This is a genomic window from Leucobacter komagatae (genome assembly GCF_000834055.1).
Classification (GTDB): domain Bacteria; phylum Actinomycetota; class Actinomycetes; order Actinomycetales; family Microbacteriaceae; genus Leucobacter; species Leucobacter komagatae_A.
On record NZ_JXSQ01000016.1, the window covers coordinates 22,289 to 37,701 of the forward strand.

A 15,413-nucleotide genomic window follows, 5' to 3' on the forward strand; every position below is an offset into this window, starting at 1 on the left:
TCGCAGCATGAGGAACCGCGAACCCGTCGACACCCGGGACGGCTGGGCACGCTACGGCTGGCTCATGGGCGCGGTCTGGCTCGTGTTCCTGTTCTACCCTGGGCGGGCGCTCGTGCGCTCGGAAGCGGAACCGTGGACGCTCGCACTCGGGTGGGCGGCGCTCGTCGCATTCGCAGCCACCTACCTCGCAGGATTCGTCTCCGGAATGCGCACCCCCGTAGGCGAGTCCGGCTGCCTCACGCAGGGTTTCTTTTGGGCGACGCTCGCCTGCGCGCTGCTCACGGTCCCCGCGATCGGGTGGGGCACGACGAGCTTCATTCCGTTCCTCATGGCGTATGCGTCGTACCTGATGAGCAGGCGCTGGCACTGGGCCGTGATGACGGCGGGCGTCGCAATCATGGTTCTCGCGGTGGTTCTTGCGGCATCCCGCGGCGATACGCCGGTGTGGTCACTGCTGTGGATCGTGCTGCTCATGGCCGCCGTGAACACCATCAACACCTGGCTCATCACCCGGAGTGTTCGCGCCGACGAACTCCGCCTCGAGCTCGCAACGAGCGAGGAGCGCGAGTCCGTTGCCCGCGACGTGCACGACTTGCTCGGCCACTCGCTCACGGTCGTGAAACTCAAGGCCGAACTCGCCGCGCGCCTGATCGACAAGCATCCCGCTGCCGCGCGCCGCGAACTCGACGAGATCGTGCACCTCACGACCGAGGCGCTCGCGGGCGTGCGCGGCACCGTCACCGGCCTCCGCGCGGAGGGCCTCTCGGAGCAGCTCGCGGCTAGCTCCGCAGCGCTGGCGTCCGGCGGGATCACGATGAAGGTTCGGGGTTCAGCGAATGCGCTGTCGGCAGCCCAGTCGCTCCCAGCAGCCTGGGTGCTCCGGGAGGCGACGACGAACATCCTCAGGCACGCCGGCGCGAGCCGGGTGCTCGTCGAGCTCGCCCCGGGCACGCTCTCCGTCGAGGACGACGGTGTTGGGCTGCCGGGTGGTGGGCTTCCCGGTGCTGGGCTAACCGGTGCTGGGTTGCCCGGCGCTGGGTTGCCAGGCGAACACCCCGTAGAGTCCGGCAACGGGCTGCGCGGCATGCGCGAGCGAGCCTCCGCCGCTGGCGCGGAGCTCTCCTTCTCCAGCGGCGAGCTACACGGAACGAAAGTGAGCCTCACGTGGTAATCACCCAGCGCCTCAGCGCCGAGACGGCGCCGAAAGTACGCCTGCTCATCGCCGACGACCAGGCGCTCGTGCGCGGCGCGCTCGGCGCACTCCTTGGGCTCGAGCCCGACCTTGAGGTGGTTGGCTACGCTGCCGACGGCGAGGAGGCGATCGCCGAGGCAGGCCGGCTTAGTCCCGACGTGTGCCTCATGGATGTGCAGATGCCAGGCATCGACGGGCTCGAGGCGACGCGCGGCGTGCGCGAGGCAAGCGAAGGCACCCGCGTGCTCATCGTCACAACGTTCGCGAAACCGGGCTACCTTCGGCAGGCCCTCGAGGCTGGCGCCAGTGGCTTCGTCGTGAAGGACACTCCAGCGGACCAGCTCGCCGAAGCCGTGCGCGCCGTGCACGCCGGGCAGCGAGTAGTCGATCCCGCGCTCGCTGAGGCTTCGCTGTTCGACGGCGCGAACCCGCTGAGTGAACGCGAGCGGCAAGTGCTCAGGCGGGCGGGCGAGGGGCTTACCGCCCCAGCGATTGCCGCCGAGGTGTTCCTCTCGGCGGGAACGGTACGCAACCTGCTCTCCTCGGCGATCGGGAAGACCGGCGCGCGCAACCGCACGGCGGCCGCGCGCATCGCCCACGACAAAGGGTGGATCTAGGGTGCGCGTACGCCACTCTCCGGGCGGAGCTGACTCCAGCACAGAGGTGAGCACGGACGCGGCGTTCAGTGCTGGATCCGGCGCCGAGTTCAGCACGGCAGTTCAGGGCAGGCATCGGGGCAGTGAGGGTCCTGGCCGGCGTCGCGGTGATCGCAGTGCTGCTCTGGACGTATGCCCTTGGCTTTGAGCAGGGCGGCGCGAACCCGTTCAACTACTTCGGCTATTTCACGAACCTCACGAACCTCCTGACATCGCTCGTGCTCATCTCCGCTGGCTGGCGTACGCTCGCCGGCCGCGGGCAGCCAGCGTGGCTGACCGGGGCGAGGGCGGTCGCAGCCTCGTGCATGGTGATCGTCGCTGTGATCTACAACACGCTGATCCCCGGCACGGGGTCGGCCCCTGCGTGGGTGTCGGCTATCCTCCACGCGATCTTCCCCGCCATCGTGCTCCTCGACTGGCTCCTCGTTGGTGACCGAGGGCCGCTCCCCTGGCGGCGACTGTGGATCGTGCTCCCCTACCCCGTGCTGTGGCTCTGCGTCGTGCTGCTGCGGGGAGTCACCGCTGGTTGGGTGCCGTACGGCTTCCTCCTGCCCGCAAACGGCCTACCGTCGCTCCTCGGGTACATCGCGCTCCTCCTCGCGGCGCTGCTCGCTGCGGCCGCGCTCGTGTGGGCACTGTCGCGGGCGGCGGGAGTGCGTGGCACGCGAGTCGCACCGCACACGCGCTCGCAACACGCTCAGGCCGCGAACTGTGATCGCAGCCAGTGATCTGCTAATGTAGGTTCTTGACTTGCGTGTGGCTCAAACCACACCCCCGTTAGGTGCCCTCTCTCACCGAGCGGATCAATCCGATTGACCTCTACTGAAGGAACCAACCCAACGTGGCAAATATTAAGTCGCAGATCAAGCGCATCAAGACCAACGCTAAGGCGACTGAGCGTAACCGCGCGCACAAGAGCGAGCTCCGCACCGTCATCCGCAAGACCCGCGAGGCAATCTCGGCTGGCGACAAGTCAGCAGCAGAGTCGGCGCTGAAGGTCGCAACTCGCAAGCTCGACAAGGCCGTTTCGAAGGGCGTGATTCACAAGAATCAGGCTGCGAACCGCAAGTCGAAGCTTGCAGCACAGGTCGCAAAGATCTAAGCATCTAGCTTCACAGGTTTCTGGCTCAGGCCCCGCTTCGGCGGGGCCTGAGCCATTTCTGTGCCTGGTGCGGAGCGCGGAGCGGTGGGCGGAGCGGTGGGCGGAGCGCGGTAGCTCAGGCGTCGCGGCCGCGGAGCGAGACGAACGAGATGAAGCGCTCGATCGCGTACTCGGGATCGCGACTGCCACCCTTGAGCAGCCACTCGGTCTCGGCGGCCAGGTCGATCGCTCGGGCGAGGTCTTCCTCGCGCCAACCACGGATGTCTTTGAGGGCGCGATCCACCATCCAGGGCGCCATGCCGAACTGCTTCGCGAGCTGCCCGGAGGATCCGCGGGCACCGTAGACGCGGGCCATACCCCTGAGCTTCATGTTCAGCACTGCCAGGATCGGGATCGGCGAGGTACCCCCAAGCATCGACTGCCTGAGCAGCACGAGCGCATCTGCGCGTTTCCCCGCGATTGCCGCGTCGGCGACCTTGAAGCCGCTCGCCTCGACACGGCCCTCTGTCGCACGGTTCACCTGCTCTTCGGTGATCTCAGCCCCAAGGTCGGAAACGAGCTGGGCGCAGGCACCCGCGAGCTCGGTCACGCTTCCGGAGGAGTACGCTGCAGCGAGCAGCCTCACGGCTCCTGGCGTAGCCCTGGCCTTGAGCCTGCGGAACTCTGCCTGCGCGAACTGCAGACGCTCCTGGTCTTTCTTGAGCTCTGGGCACGGCACCTCGATCGCGCCGGGTGTCTTGCGCACAGCGTCGAGCAGGGCTTTGCCTCGCTGGCCACTCGTGTGCCGTAGAACCAGGGTCGTGTCGTCCGCGGGTGAGGCGATGTAGCGCTTGGCGTCTTCGATAAACGCGTCAGACGACTTCTCAACCCCTACGACCCGGATGAGTCGCGGCTCCGCGAACAGCGAAGGGCTGGCAATAGTAAAAAGCTCGCCAGCACCATAGCTTGCCGCATCGATGTCGTGCACCTCGAGCTCGCTGTGCGCGTCCCTGAGAGCCTCACGGATACGCTGCGCCGCGCGGTCGGCAAAGTACTCCTCAGGACCGGAAACGAGCACGACGGGTGCCGGGGTCACATCGGTCCACTCGACTTTAGAGATCTTTGCGGTTGCCACATGTTTAGACTACCGGCTCCCTCAGACAACCCCGATGGCGGCAGGTCAACTGCCACGATCGCTCGCCCATTTGCCGCGCGGAGCACGCCGCCCCCCGGGACCAAACGTGGCGCGCTGACTCACCGGTCGGATCGCAGCAATGCGCTTCGCCTTCCCGCGCTCCAGCCTTCGAGCCCCGATTCCCCCACCCGGATCGCAATCGAGCCGTGGACGTCGGTCCGATAAGCGCGTGCTCCGGTGGCGAGGAACCGGTCGACGAGCTGCGCGTTGGGGTGCCCGTAGCTATTTGCAGATCCGACCGAGAAGAGCGCAAGCCGCATGCCGAGCCCTTCGTACAGTGGTGAGTGCTGGTCACGCGAACCGTGATGGGCGACCTTCACGATATCGGCGCGGAGCGCCGGGTGCCTCCGGACCAGCTCGCGCTGCTCCCCTTCGCCCGTATCGCCAAGCAGCAGTATTCGCACCCCGCCGACCTCGACGCTGAGCACCAGACTCGTCGCGTTCGCGGTCGCGTGAGCGCGACCGGGCTCGGGTGCGAGCACTTCCCACTTCAGGCCGCCTGGCGCGCCTCCGCGCAGGCCATCGTGGCCGACCCTAGTCGGAACCCCGGCGCCCGCCGTGGCCGTTGCGAGGGCCACGCGTCCGGCGTCTTCTGTGCTGGGCGGCGACACGAGCGCAGCACTGCTCCGGGCGAGAGCCACGCGCATTGCTCCAACGTGATCCTGGTGGTTGTGCGTGAGCACGAGGAGCGCGATGCGACGTACCCCGAAGAGATCCAGGCAGGCCTGCAGCAGCTCGGGGTCGTCCCCCGTGTCCACGAGCATGACGTTAGCCGGGTCGCCGGGGTCACGTACGAGGATCGCGTCGCCCTGCCCGACATCGCAGGCCACCACAGCCCAGTCATGGGGCACGCCCAGCCGCACGCTGGCGGGAACAATCACGACGACGGCGCACATGACCCCGACCGCAATGCCTGCGGTTGCGCCTGCGACGAGCCGCGTTCGCCTGGGGATAGCGAGAACTCTGCCACGCCATGGCCAGCGCCTACTCCCGCCGCCGCCTGCCCACCCGGTGAGCACGGCGAGAGCTACGCCGAGGAGCAGGTATGTCCCCGCGAGTAGCAACGCCCCGGTCCAGCCGCCCGGCCAGTACCAGCGGCCACCGGGCAGCGCGGTGCCGACCGCCCCAGCCGCCTCGATCCAGCGGGCTGGCCAGGCTGCCAAGCTCAGGAGCCACTCGCCGATGGGTTGACTGACGGGCAGTGAGAGCAGCGCCAGCATCCCCATCCCCGTCCCGACGGGTGCGGCTGGCGCCGCGAGCAGGTTGGCGAGCACACCGGCAACTGGCAGGCCCGGTTGCAACAACAGCAACAGCGGCGCGCACGAAAACTGTGCCACGGCAGCCACGGCGAGCGGCAGCGCGAGCACCCTCGGGAGTCGCAACCGCGCACGCAGCCAAGTTTCGAGGGGCGAGGCCCAGAGCAGGATGCCCCCGGTCGCGACCACTGAAAGCGCAAATCCAGGCTGAATCGACTGCCACGGGTTGACGATGAGCAACGCGTAGGTTGCGAGCCCGAGGGCCGGGAGCGCCTGTCGTTGCTTGCCTCCGAAGTTCGACACCAGCAGAACCGCGGCCATCACGGCGGCCCGCTGCACGCTGGGATCGGGCCCGACAATGACGACAAATCCGCCAAGCGCTGCGGCGGCGAGTACGATCCGCAGCCGCCTGCCAGCCCCCAGGCGCACAGCGATCGCCGTGACCGCGGTGATCACGAGCGCACAGTTTGAGCCTGACACCGCAGTGAGGTGCGTCAGACTCGACTCGAGCATCACCCGGTCAAGCTCCTCGCTCACGAGACTCGTGTCGCCGACGGCGAGCCCAGGCACCAGCTGAGCCCCTGCGACGCGCGATGCTGCCTCGCGCAGCTGCACACGCATGCTGGCTGCCGCCGGCCCAACCCAACGGCCGACCCCGACTGCTGGGCCGGCGTACGCCTGCGAGTTCACCCGAATCTCGTATGCGGCGAGTCCCTCCGGTGGCGCACGCACCAGACTCCCCTCAAGGGCAACATAAGCCCCCGGATACCACCCGCGCTCTGGTCCGCTCGGCAACCAGGCAATCACCGGGACACCCCCGCGCGTCGGGGCGCCAGCTGCGGCGACGACGGAGCCACGCACCCAGGCACGTTCCTCACCATCAAACGACGCCACCCCGGAGGGGTAGCCGGCGAGCTTGGCGAGCACGGCGACCTGTCCTCCGCGCGCTGCAGCGTTCGCGAGCGCTCCGGTGGCTCGGCCCTGTTCGAGCAGATCGATGCGCGCCCCGAGGCAGATGAGGAACGCGCAGCTCAACAGTGCCACCCCAAGAAATCTCGCGTCGCGCAGCGAAGTGGTGGGCGCGGCGCGGCGTCTCCGGATCACCCAGCGCACGCACAGGGCAGCGCCGAACACCCCGCTGACGATGGCGATGGCTCTCGCCGCCCCTGGCAGGTGGATCGTCGCCGCAGCCACGCACCAGCACACAACGGCGGGCCCGAGGAGCCGCCACTGCCCCCGAACGGTGGCCGTGCTGCGCCATGGAGCGTTCACAGGCCAACGTGTTCCCGAAACTTGTCGAGGGTCTTCGCCCCGATCCCGCTCACCTCGAGCAGCTGCTCAACACTCGTGAACGCACCGTTGGAATCGCGCCAGTCAATGATCCGCTGCGCGAGGGCTGGCCCGATGCCGGACAGCTGAGTGAGCTCGTCGGCCGTCGCGGTGTTGATGTTCACCGTTCCACTGCTGTTGACTCCTTGCGCGGCCCCCGCACCCGTTTCACCGACGCTTGGCCGCTCGCCGCTCTCGCGAATCCTCTCCGCGGCCTCAACATCATAGACCTCGATCTGTTCACCGTCGTTGAGCGGCAGCGCCAGGTTGAGCACGGTGAGATCCGCCTGCTCCGTCGCTCCTCCCGCCGCCGCGATCGCGTCGAGCACTCGTGACCCAGCCTCGAGTTCAACGACGCCCGGTTGGCGCACTTCTCCGATGACGTGCACGATCACTTCGGTCGCCGCCACCGCCTCGCCCGCAGCATCTGTGCCTGCCCCCTCACCCGCCAGCGCAGCGCCACCCGGCGCTGCTTCGAACGCATCAAGAGCCGGCTCAGCACCGCTGGCAAGGCTGCGGAGCATCACGACGGCGGTGATCGCGATCGCCGCAATGAAGAGCGTGACGCCGACGGCCGCCGGCATGCTCACCCCTCGCAGGGCCCGCTGCAGCAGCGTCGGCGTCGGCTCCCACGAGAGCGGCTCCTGAGACGCCTCAGCAGTTGTTCCGGTTCGCCACCGCCCTGGAGTCTCCTCGCGCGCCGAATCTCGGGTCGCCTCGTGCGCCTCGTCTTGCTCCGTCTCAGCCGCCCCGTCGAGCCATTCCTCGCGCAGCTTCGCAAGTGCGCGGGAATCGGTGGCGCGGGTCGGATGGCGCGGCATCGCGGTGACGTTGGTTTGCTCTCGTGGCGATTGCATGCCACCAGGATGAGTTCCGGTGAGGAGCTTCGGGGGTGAGCGCCAAAAAGAGTGGAAGGAATGCACCGTTTGAGTGGCAATGCGCCACTGTGCAGAACCCCACGCTGAGCGCGTCGGGGTTCCCGCCGCCGCTACGGTGCCTGCGCCACCCAGTCAGGGTTCGCGGCGCGCAGCTTGTCAAAGACGAGCTCGATCGGCGCCGAGCCACGCTCGCCGAAGGAAGCGACCCAGATGTCACCAACGAAGCCGTACCAGGTCGTCGCGCGTGGCTCCCCAAAGGTATACGAGAACAGCGCAATGCCGTCGGCGCTGGTCTCATCGTAGGCTGATGCCCTGAGGGATGTGAGCAGCTCCGCTCGCACGTCGCTAGGAAGCTCGGCAACGAAGAGGTGCTCGATGAGCCCAGAGAGCGGCACGCCCCAGTAGCACGGCACAAACTCGGTGACCTGCTCGTAGGCGCTCACGGCGTCAGGGCCGAGCCTGCTGCGCCGAATCTCTTCTCGACTCTCGGGGCTTGGCCCGAGACCGGATTCGAAATCGGGGGCGAACAGGTCTCGCGCCTCGGCGGGTGTGATGAGCTCGTCACACGAAGGAATGGTGATGTCGAGCTGCTCGCCGTCCGCTGGCGTCTCCTCCGCGGGATCCGGGTTGGCGGGCGCGGTAGCCGATGGCTCGGGAGGCTCGGTCGATGCCGGAGCCTGCAGCTGGGTGCAGGCGGAGAGCGCAAACCCAACACCGATGAGCAGGGCAAGTACTGCCGTCGGCCGTCGAGAAGCGCTCTGCCTTGAGATCATGCTCTGAGCGTAGCAACGAACGAGGCGCCCCGGCCAGGGCCGGGGCGCCTCGTTCTGCGTGCGTGCTCGGTTTGCCGCTACGCCGCGGGCTTCGTCGCGATCGACACGATCTTCGGGGCGCGCGCGATGACCTTCACGATCTCGCGATCCCCGATTGCGCGCTGCGCGTTCGCCGACGCGCGTGCCGCGGTCTCCGCGTCCGCATCGGTGATCGACGCAGAAACGGTGATCTTGTCGCGGACCTTGCCATCGACCTGCACGATCATGAGTACCTCGTCGACGACAGTGAGGGACTCGTCGCCCTTTGGCCATTCGACGAGCGCAACGGTCGGTTCGTGGCCGAGCATCGCCCACATGTCTTCCGCCGCGTATGGCGCGTACATCGAGAGGACAACGGCAATCGCCTCGGCTGATTCGCGCACGGCGGGGTCGGCGACCCCGCAGCCGGAGTCGATCGCCTTGCGCGTGACGTTAACCTGCTCCATGAGACGAGCGATGAGCACGTTGAACTTGTAGGACTCAGCGAGCTGCGGGCCGTCGATGAGCAGCTGGTGGGTGCTGCGCCGAAGGGCCTTGTCGCCGCCATCGAATGCTACGCCGACGGGCGCTCCCCCAACCTCAACGTCGTGTGCGATGCGCCAGGCGCGTGCGAGGAACTTCGCTGAGCCCTGCACGGAAACGTCTGCCCAGTCGATGTCGTCCTCGGGTGGGCCCGCGAACGCGAGCGTCACGCGCAACGCGTCAGCTCCGTGCTCCTCGAGCTCTGAGGCGAATTCGACGAGGTTGCCCTTCGACTTTGACATCTTTGCGCCATCGAGCAGCACCATGCCCTGGTTGAGCATGTCAACGAAGGGCTCTTCGAAATCGATGTAGCCAAGGTCGAACATCACCTTCGTGATGAAGCGCGAGTAGAGCAGGTGAAGAATCGCGTGCTCGACGCCGCCGACGTACTGGTCAACCGGCGCCCACTTCTTCGCCTCGGCGGGGTCGAAAGCCTGCGTCGGGTCGTTCGCGGAGAGGAACCGGAAGTAGTACCAGGAGCTGTCGACGAAGGTATCCATCGTGTCCGGGTCGCGCGTGAGCGTCTCGCCGGTCTCAGGGTCGACAACGGTTGCCCACTCGGTTGCGGCGCCGAGCGGCGAGGAGCCCTTTGGCTTGAGGTCGAGACCGGCTGCCGCTGGCAGCTGCACGGGCAGCGCCGCCTCAGCAACGGGCTGCATCGTTCCGTCCTCTGCGTAGAGGATCGGGATCGGCGTTCCCCAGTAGCGCTGGCGGGAGATGAGCCAGTCGCGGAGACGGTAGGTCGTCGTTGCACGACCTGTGCCGCGGGCCTCGAGGGTTTCGATGGCCCGAGCAATTGCGTCATCCTTGCCGAGCCCGTCGAGCTCCGCTGAATTGAGCATGGTGCCGTCGCCCGAGGTCGCTACGCCCGAGACCGCTGGATCCTGGAGGGGCTCGCCTTCCTCATCGCGGACGTCGACGACGACGCGCACTGGCAGGTCGAACTTCAGCGCGAAGTCGAGGTCGCGCTGATCGTGAGCAGGGACGGCCATGATCGCGCCGTGGCCGTAGTCCGCGAGGACGTAATCAGATGCCCACACCGGAATGCGTTCGCCGTTCACGGGGTTCACCGCGAAGTGGTCGAGGAAGATGCCGGTCTTTTCGCGGTCCGTGCTCTGGCGTTCGATCTCGGTCTGCTTCTGCGTCGCCTCGAGGTATGCCTGGAACTGCATCCGAACGGGGCCAGAGGCACCTGCCGCGAGTTCAGCGGCAAGGTCGGAGTCTGGGGCGACGACCATGAACGTTGCGCCGTGGAGGGTATCTGGCCGGGTGGTGAACACGGGAACGCGCGCGTCGCGCCCCTCGATTTCGAACTCCACCTCTGCGCCGCGAGACCGCCCAATCCAGTTGCGCTGCATGCTCAGCACCTTCGCGGGCCAGCGGCCTTCGAGCGCGTCGAGGTCGTCAAGCAGCCGGTCTGCGTAGTCCGTGATGCGGAAGTACCACTGAGTGAGCTTCTTCTTCACGACCATCGCGCCGGAGCGCTCGGAGGTACCGTCAGCCAGGACCTGCTCGTTTGCGAGCACGGTCTGGTCTACGGGATCCCAGTTGACCCAGCTCGCCTTCCGATATGCGAGGCCCTTCTCGTACATCTTCAAGAAGATCCACTGGTTCCACTTGTAGTACTCTGGGTCGCTCGTGTGGAGCACTCGGCTCCAGTCGAAGGAGGGCGCGTACGCCCTGAATGAGGCCTTCTGCTGCGCGATATTCGCGTAGGTCCACTCGCGAGGATCCACGCCGCGCTTGATCGCGGCGTTCTCGGCGGGCAGCCCGAAGGAGTCCCAGCCGATCGGGTGTAGCACCTCGTGCCCCTGGCCGCGCCAGTAGCGGGCGAGGATGTCGCCGAAGCAGAACGCCTCAGCGTGCCCCATGTGGAGGTCCCCCGACGGGTACGGGAACATGTCGAGCACGTACTTCCGTGGCTTGTCGGATTCGTGACCAACTGGCACCTCGAACGGCTTCAGCTCGTCCCAGACGGGGAGCCAGCGGTCCTGGATGGCCTTGAAGTCATAGCCCTGCTCAGCATCCTGCTGACCGGTTCCCTGCTCGCTCACACGCACCTCAACACTCGTCGATCATTTCCGGCCTCATGGGCCGCACACATCCACCCAGTTTATCCCGCCAAGCGTCAAAGGATTGCCAGCATCGCTGCCGCCTTCAAATCCCGCTCGCGACGCTCGGCAGCGGGATCCGAATCTATCGTGATCCCCCCGCCTGCACCGACGAGGGCGCGCACGGCGTCGGGCGCCCGCAGCGCATCAGCTTGCGGTAGTTCTCCACGCAGCTCAACCCCGCGAATCGTCATCGCGAGCTCCGCATCACCCGAGTCATCGATCCACCCGAAGCAGCCCGAGTAGAGACCGCGCGGGCCAGCTTCGAGGCCGGCGAGTATCTCCACGGCGCTGCGCTTTGGCGCTCCTGTCATTGAGCCGCCCGGGAAGCAGTACTCGATCGCGTCGTACACGTCACGACCGCTCTCGAGCTGCCCCGTGACCGTGCTCACAAGCTGGTGAACGCGCGGGTGCGTTTCGACCTCCAGGAATCGTTCGACGCGAACGCTCCCTGGCGCGCACACCCGGCTGAGGTCGTTGCGCATGAGGTCGACGATCATGAGGTTCTCGGCGCGCTCCTTGGGGTCCGCAGCGAGTTCCCGCGCAAGCTCCGCGTCGCGTTCGGGCGTCTCGCCGCGTGGCCGCGTGCCCTTAATGGGGTGCGTCGCGACGGTGAAGCCTGCCTCGTCCGGTAGCGCGCGCACGCTCAGGAAACGCTCGGGGCTCGCGCTCACAAGCGCGCGATCTGGCAACGCGATCACGCCGCCGCGCATCGCGCCACCGCGCAGCCGCTCGTAGAGTTCGAGCGGGGTCCGAGCGGTCTCGGCTTCGGCGGAGTCGGTGAGGCACAGCACATAGGCGTCGCCGCGGCGGATCGCCGAGCGGCACTCCTCGACAGCGCCACCGTAATCGGCACTTCGCCAGGCGGGCTCGGTCGCGGCTCCCGCGGTGCTCGCAGCTGCGCTGATCGCAGGAGCAACAGCGGCGACGCTCGATTCGGGGGCGAGCAGCTCGCACAGCTGCCGCACCGCGGCGGGGTCCCCCGAGATGCTCGCCGCCCCGGACACGTGATCCAACGCGAGCACTGCATCAACGCGCAGGGCGAACGCGGCAGCCGCGTCGTCTGGATCGGGATCAATACCAAGCAGCGCCACTCCAAACTCGTAGCCGAGTGCGACGATCCACCCCGAGCTGAAGCCGCGACCTTGCTCGGCAGGGCGAGCGTGCCCAGATCGCAGCGCAGCGAGGAACGCCTTCTCCTCGCCCGCGATCGCCTCGCGCACCTCGCTCGCGACACCGAGGTAGCTGACCCGCTGCTCACCGGGGGCCGCGGCCTCGCCGTCGAGCCAGAACCACGGGGCCCCGGTGCGGGAGAGCGCGCGGGCAACGTCGAGCGCGTTCACGTCAAGTCCCCCGATTTCCACTATCACAGCGTAGTGCTTCCCGCGGTCCGCGGCATCGCTCTGCGCCCCGAGCGCAGCATGGCAGACCGCCTCAGCGGCCGACCGCGTCGCCCTAGCGCGCGTTTCCCTCCGGCGCCTGCGCGGAGAGCAGTGCACCGAGCTTCTCTGCGGTGCGCAGCAGCGGCTGCGTGTAGTCGCGAATATCGCGGTACTCCTCGCGCTTGTGCTCGCCAAGGCTTACCGAGCCGACGGCACGGCCGAGCACGAAGACTGGCGCGGCGATCGCCCGCGTGTTGCTGTCGTACTCGCCCTCGGAGTACGCCCACCCCACGTCTGCGACGAGCAGCATCTCGGCCTCGATCGCGTGCGCGTCCTGCGAGGTCAGATCGCTGAACTTCGCGAGCGGCCGGTGGTACATGAGCGACTGTCGCTGCGAGGGCGAGAGGAACGCAAAGTAGGCCCGCGATGTTGCGCCCGCGTGCGCCGGGTAGAGCTCGCCGACGAGCGGGTGATCGCGCATGGGCGCGTTACCTCCGTCGACCGCGGCGACGCAGCGCACATACGAACCATCGGCAAGGTTGAAAGATGCCGTGCGGCCCGTGGCATCCGCGACCTCCGCGAGCACCGGCTCGACAAGCAGCGCCATGCCCCCGCGGCGCTCCCAGGTGCTCGCGATCCGCCACATCGCCGGGCCCATGCGGTACCGCCGAGTGATCGGGTCAGCGTAGAGGAAGCCACGGTGAGTCAGTGTGCTGAGCAGGCGCTGCGCGGCAGATTTGTCGAGGTCAAACTCCTCGGCGAGTTCCATCACTCCCCACTCGGTGCGGCGTGTGGAAAACGAGAGCAGGACTGCGAGCGCGCGATCCACAGTCTGCAAAGCGGGGCGTGCGGGGCGGGGATCCGAGGGTTGAGTGGCGATGTTGACACTCCTTTCTTCGTTGAATCCTAGCCAGACCGAAGCCAAATCACCCCTACCTTCTCAAATAGTGAGACGGAGTTGTCTTGTCGGCAACCGTGCGTCAATAATCAGAACCGTCCCAGCTCGAACAGCCTGGTTGCAGGTGGACTCAAAGAGGAGAGAAGTGCAGACCATAGTTCGACGCATACTCGCGATGATCCCGACTCTGTTGGGCGTCATCATCAGTATCTTCGTGATCACCCGCGTCCTGCCAGGTGATCCCGCTCGCACGCTCGCCGGCGAAAACGCTGCCGACAGCGTTGTCGAGAAGCTGCGCGTGCAGATGGGGCTCGACCAGTCCATCTGGGCACAGTTTTTCGAGTACTTCACGGGCCTCTTCCGCGGCGACCTCGGCTTCGCGTGGCACACAGGCCGCCCTGTCGCAGAGGACTTCGCGGCTCGCTTCCCCGCGACCGTGGAGCTCGCGATCATGGCGCTGCTCATCGGCATCGTCATCGGAGTGCCGCTCGGCATCCTCGGCGCAACCAAGCGCGACCGCATCGCCGACCACGTCACGCGCATCATCTCGCTGCTCGGCGCGTCAATGCCGCTCTTCTGGCTCGGCCTGCTCGTCATCTCCGTGTTCTACGGCACGCTCGGCTGGGAGCCCGCACCCGTCGGCCGCATCGACGACGCGATCAACCCACCAACACACGTCACGGGGCTCTACCTCATTGACAGCCTGCTGACGGGCGACTGGGTCGCCTTCCAGAGCGCGTTCTCGCACCTCATCTGGCCAGCCATGGTGCTCTCGGTCGGTGCCCTCGCAATCATCTCGCGCATGACAAGGTCCGCCATGCTCGAGGTGCTCGGCCAGGATTACATCCGCACCGCGCAGGCGAAGGGCATGGGACAGTTCACGGTGATCGGCGGCCACGCGCTCAAGAACGCCTCCCCCTCCATCGTGACAGTCGTCGGACTCGAGTTCGGCCAACTGCTCGGCGGTGCCGTGATCACGGAGACGATCTTCAACTGGCCAGGCATTGGCGGCTACGTCGTCGAGTCGATCGAAGCGACAGACTACGCGCCGGTCCAGGCAATGACGCTCCTCGCGGCCGTAATCTTCCTCGTCGTGAACCTCATCGTTGACCTCTCGCAGGGAATATTTGATCCGAAGGTGCGCAATGCCTAAGACAACAACAGTCGCAATTCATACGCAGGGCCTCCGGGCGAAGTCCGAGACGAAGGCCGTCAGCGCATTCTCGCTGCTTATCCGCAACCCCTCCGCGATGGTAGGCGCAGCGTGATCCTCTTCTGGACGCTCGGCGGGATCGTGACAGCATTCTGGAGCCCCTACCCGCCAAACATGACCGGAGCCGGTCCGCTGCTTGAGCCACCGAGCTGGGAGCACCTCTTCGGCACGGACAACTTCGGCCGCGACATCCTCTCCCGGGTGCTCGCCGGCGCACGCGTCTCGCTGTGGACTGGCCTGCTCGCCGTCGCGCTCTCGCTGGTGATCGGGGTGCCGATTGGCGCGATCGCCGGCTACTTCCGCGGCAGCGTCGGCATGGTGCTCATGCGCCTCATGGACATGCTGCTCGCGTTTCCCTCGCTGCTGCTCGCGATGACCCTCGCGGTCGCCCTCGGCCCGGGCCTCTCCTCGGCAATGATCGCCGTCGGCATCGTCGGCATTCCCGAGTTCGCGCGCATCATGTACGGCCAGACAGTCTCGCTCCGCGAGAAGGACTACGTCGAGGCGTCGCACGCGATCGGCCTGAAGAACAGCGTGATCCTCTTCCGCCACATCCTGCCGAACGGCATCGTGCCCATCATCGTGCGCTGCGCGCTCGGTATGGGCTACGCGATCCTCACCGCCGCCGCGCTGAGCTTCATCGGCCTCGGCGCGCAGCCCCCGATGGCCGAGTGGGGCGTCATGATCTCCGATGGCCGCGGCTACATCATCTCCGGCGAGTGGTGGATGACATTCTTCCCCGGCCTCGCGATCGCCTCGTCGATCCTCGGCTTCAACCTCTTCGGCGACGGCCTCCGCGACGTCCTCGACCCGCGGCTGCGCACGTCAGCGAAGTAGCGGCGGGCCCCACCCAACAGCCACCCGAACCACCCACACCACCCACGCACC

14 protein-coding genes are annotated in these 15,413 nt (G+C 67.1%); 7 read left to right on the forward strand and 7 right to left on the reverse strand.

Annotation, left to right across the window (positions count from 1 at the left end; all coding sequences use genetic code 11):
* Positions 1 to 7 precede the first annotated feature (7 nt).
* The 4 genes from SD72_RS11435 to rpsT all read left to right on the forward strand — a co-directional run bounded on the left by SD72_RS11435 (position 8) and on the right by rpsT (position 2,950).
* Complete coding sequence (locus SD72_RS11435; RefSeq protein WP_042544600.1) at positions 8 to 1,171, forward strand: sensor histidine kinase; 1,164 nt, start codon at positions 8 to 10, stop codon at positions 1,169 to 1,171.
* On the forward strand, positions 1,165 to 1,809 hold the full coding sequence (locus SD72_RS11440; protein WP_232299742.1) for a response regulator transcription factor: 645 nt from the start codon (positions 1,165 to 1,167) through the stop codon (positions 1,807 to 1,809). Before SD72_RS11435 ends, SD72_RS11440 begins: the two co-directional genes overlap by 7 nt.
* Positions 1,810 to 1,931: 122 nt before the next feature.
* Positions 1,932 to 2,576: a Pr6Pr family membrane protein gene (locus SD72_RS11445; RefSeq protein WP_232299743.1), complete on the forward strand. Its 645-nt coding sequence runs from the start codon at positions 1,932 to 1,934 to the stop codon at positions 2,574 to 2,576.
* Positions 2,577 to 2,689: 113 nt separating this feature from the next.
* Positions 2,690 to 2,950 (forward strand): 30S ribosomal protein S20, encoded by a 261-nt coding sequence (gene rpsT, locus SD72_RS11450; protein ID WP_042544601.1) that lies wholly within the window; start codon positions 2,690 to 2,692, stop codon positions 2,948 to 2,950.
* Between the two features lie 115 nt (positions 2,951 to 3,065).
* Here rpsT and holA read toward each other — a convergent pair whose 3' ends face one another.
* The 7 genes from holA to SD72_RS11485 form a co-directional block, all read right to left on the reverse strand.
* Complete coding sequence (gene holA, locus SD72_RS11455) at positions 3,066 to 4,064, reverse strand: DNA polymerase III subunit delta (RefSeq protein WP_042544602.1); 999 nt, start codon at positions 4,062 to 4,064, stop codon at positions 3,066 to 3,068.
* 119 nt (positions 4,065 to 4,183) lie between these two features.
* Positions 4,184 to 6,652: a ComEC/Rec2 family competence protein gene (locus tag SD72_RS11460; protein ID WP_052492635.1), complete on the reverse strand. Its 2,469-nt coding sequence runs from the start codon at positions 6,650 to 6,652 to the stop codon at positions 4,184 to 4,186.
* Positions 6,649 to 7,566, reverse strand: a complete 918-nt coding sequence (locus SD72_RS18270; protein ID WP_052492636.1) for a ComEA family DNA-binding protein — start codon at positions 7,564 to 7,566, stop codon at positions 6,649 to 6,651. The genes SD72_RS11460 and SD72_RS18270 overlap by 4 nt, the downstream gene beginning before the upstream one ends.
* Before the next feature lie 131 nt (positions 7,567 to 7,697).
* Positions 7,698 to 8,360 (reverse strand): hypothetical protein, encoded by a 663-nt coding sequence (locus SD72_RS11470; protein WP_042544603.1) that lies wholly within the window; start codon positions 8,358 to 8,360, stop codon positions 7,698 to 7,700.
* A gap of 77 nt (positions 8,361 to 8,437) precedes the next feature.
* Positions 8,438 to 10,975: a leucine--tRNA ligase gene (leuS, locus tag SD72_RS11475; RefSeq protein WP_042544604.1), complete on the reverse strand. Its 2,538-nt coding sequence runs from the start codon at positions 10,973 to 10,975 to the stop codon at positions 8,438 to 8,440.
* Between the two features lie 74 nt (positions 10,976 to 11,049).
* The gene (locus SD72_RS11480) at positions 11,050 to 12,396 is read right to left on the reverse strand and encodes an anthranilate synthase component I family protein (RefSeq protein WP_232299744.1); all 1,347 of its coding nucleotides are present in this window, start codon (positions 12,394 to 12,396) and stop codon (positions 11,050 to 11,052) included.
* 91 nt (positions 12,397 to 12,487) lie between these two features.
* The gene (locus SD72_RS11485; RefSeq protein WP_198141949.1) at positions 12,488 to 13,243 is read right to left on the reverse strand and encodes an IclR family transcriptional regulator; all 756 of its coding nucleotides are present in this window, start codon (positions 13,241 to 13,243) and stop codon (positions 12,488 to 12,490) included.
* Positions 13,244 to 13,457: 214 nt separating this feature from the next.
* On the opposite strand from SD72_RS11485, the gene SD72_RS11490 reads away from it, so the two are divergent.
* The 3 genes from SD72_RS11490 to SD72_RS11495 are packed head-to-tail and all read left to right on the forward strand — an operon-like array spanning position 13,458 to position 15,362.
* Positions 13,458 to 14,465: an ABC transporter permease gene (locus SD72_RS11490; RefSeq protein ID WP_198141950.1), complete on the forward strand. Its 1,008-nt coding sequence runs from the start codon at positions 13,458 to 13,460 to the stop codon at positions 14,463 to 14,465.
* A complete protein-coding gene (locus SD72_RS18485; protein WP_269745583.1) occupies positions 14,458 to 14,580 on the forward strand; it encodes a hypothetical protein in 123 nt (40 codons plus the stop codon). The genes SD72_RS11490 and SD72_RS18485 overlap by 8 nt, the downstream gene beginning before the upstream one ends.
* A complete protein-coding gene (locus tag SD72_RS11495; RefSeq protein ID WP_198141951.1) occupies positions 14,577 to 15,362 on the forward strand; it encodes an ABC transporter permease in 786 nt (261 codons plus the stop codon). Before SD72_RS18485 ends, SD72_RS11495 begins: the two co-directional genes overlap by 4 nt.
* The last annotated feature ends 51 nt before the right edge of the window (positions 15,363 to 15,413 follow it).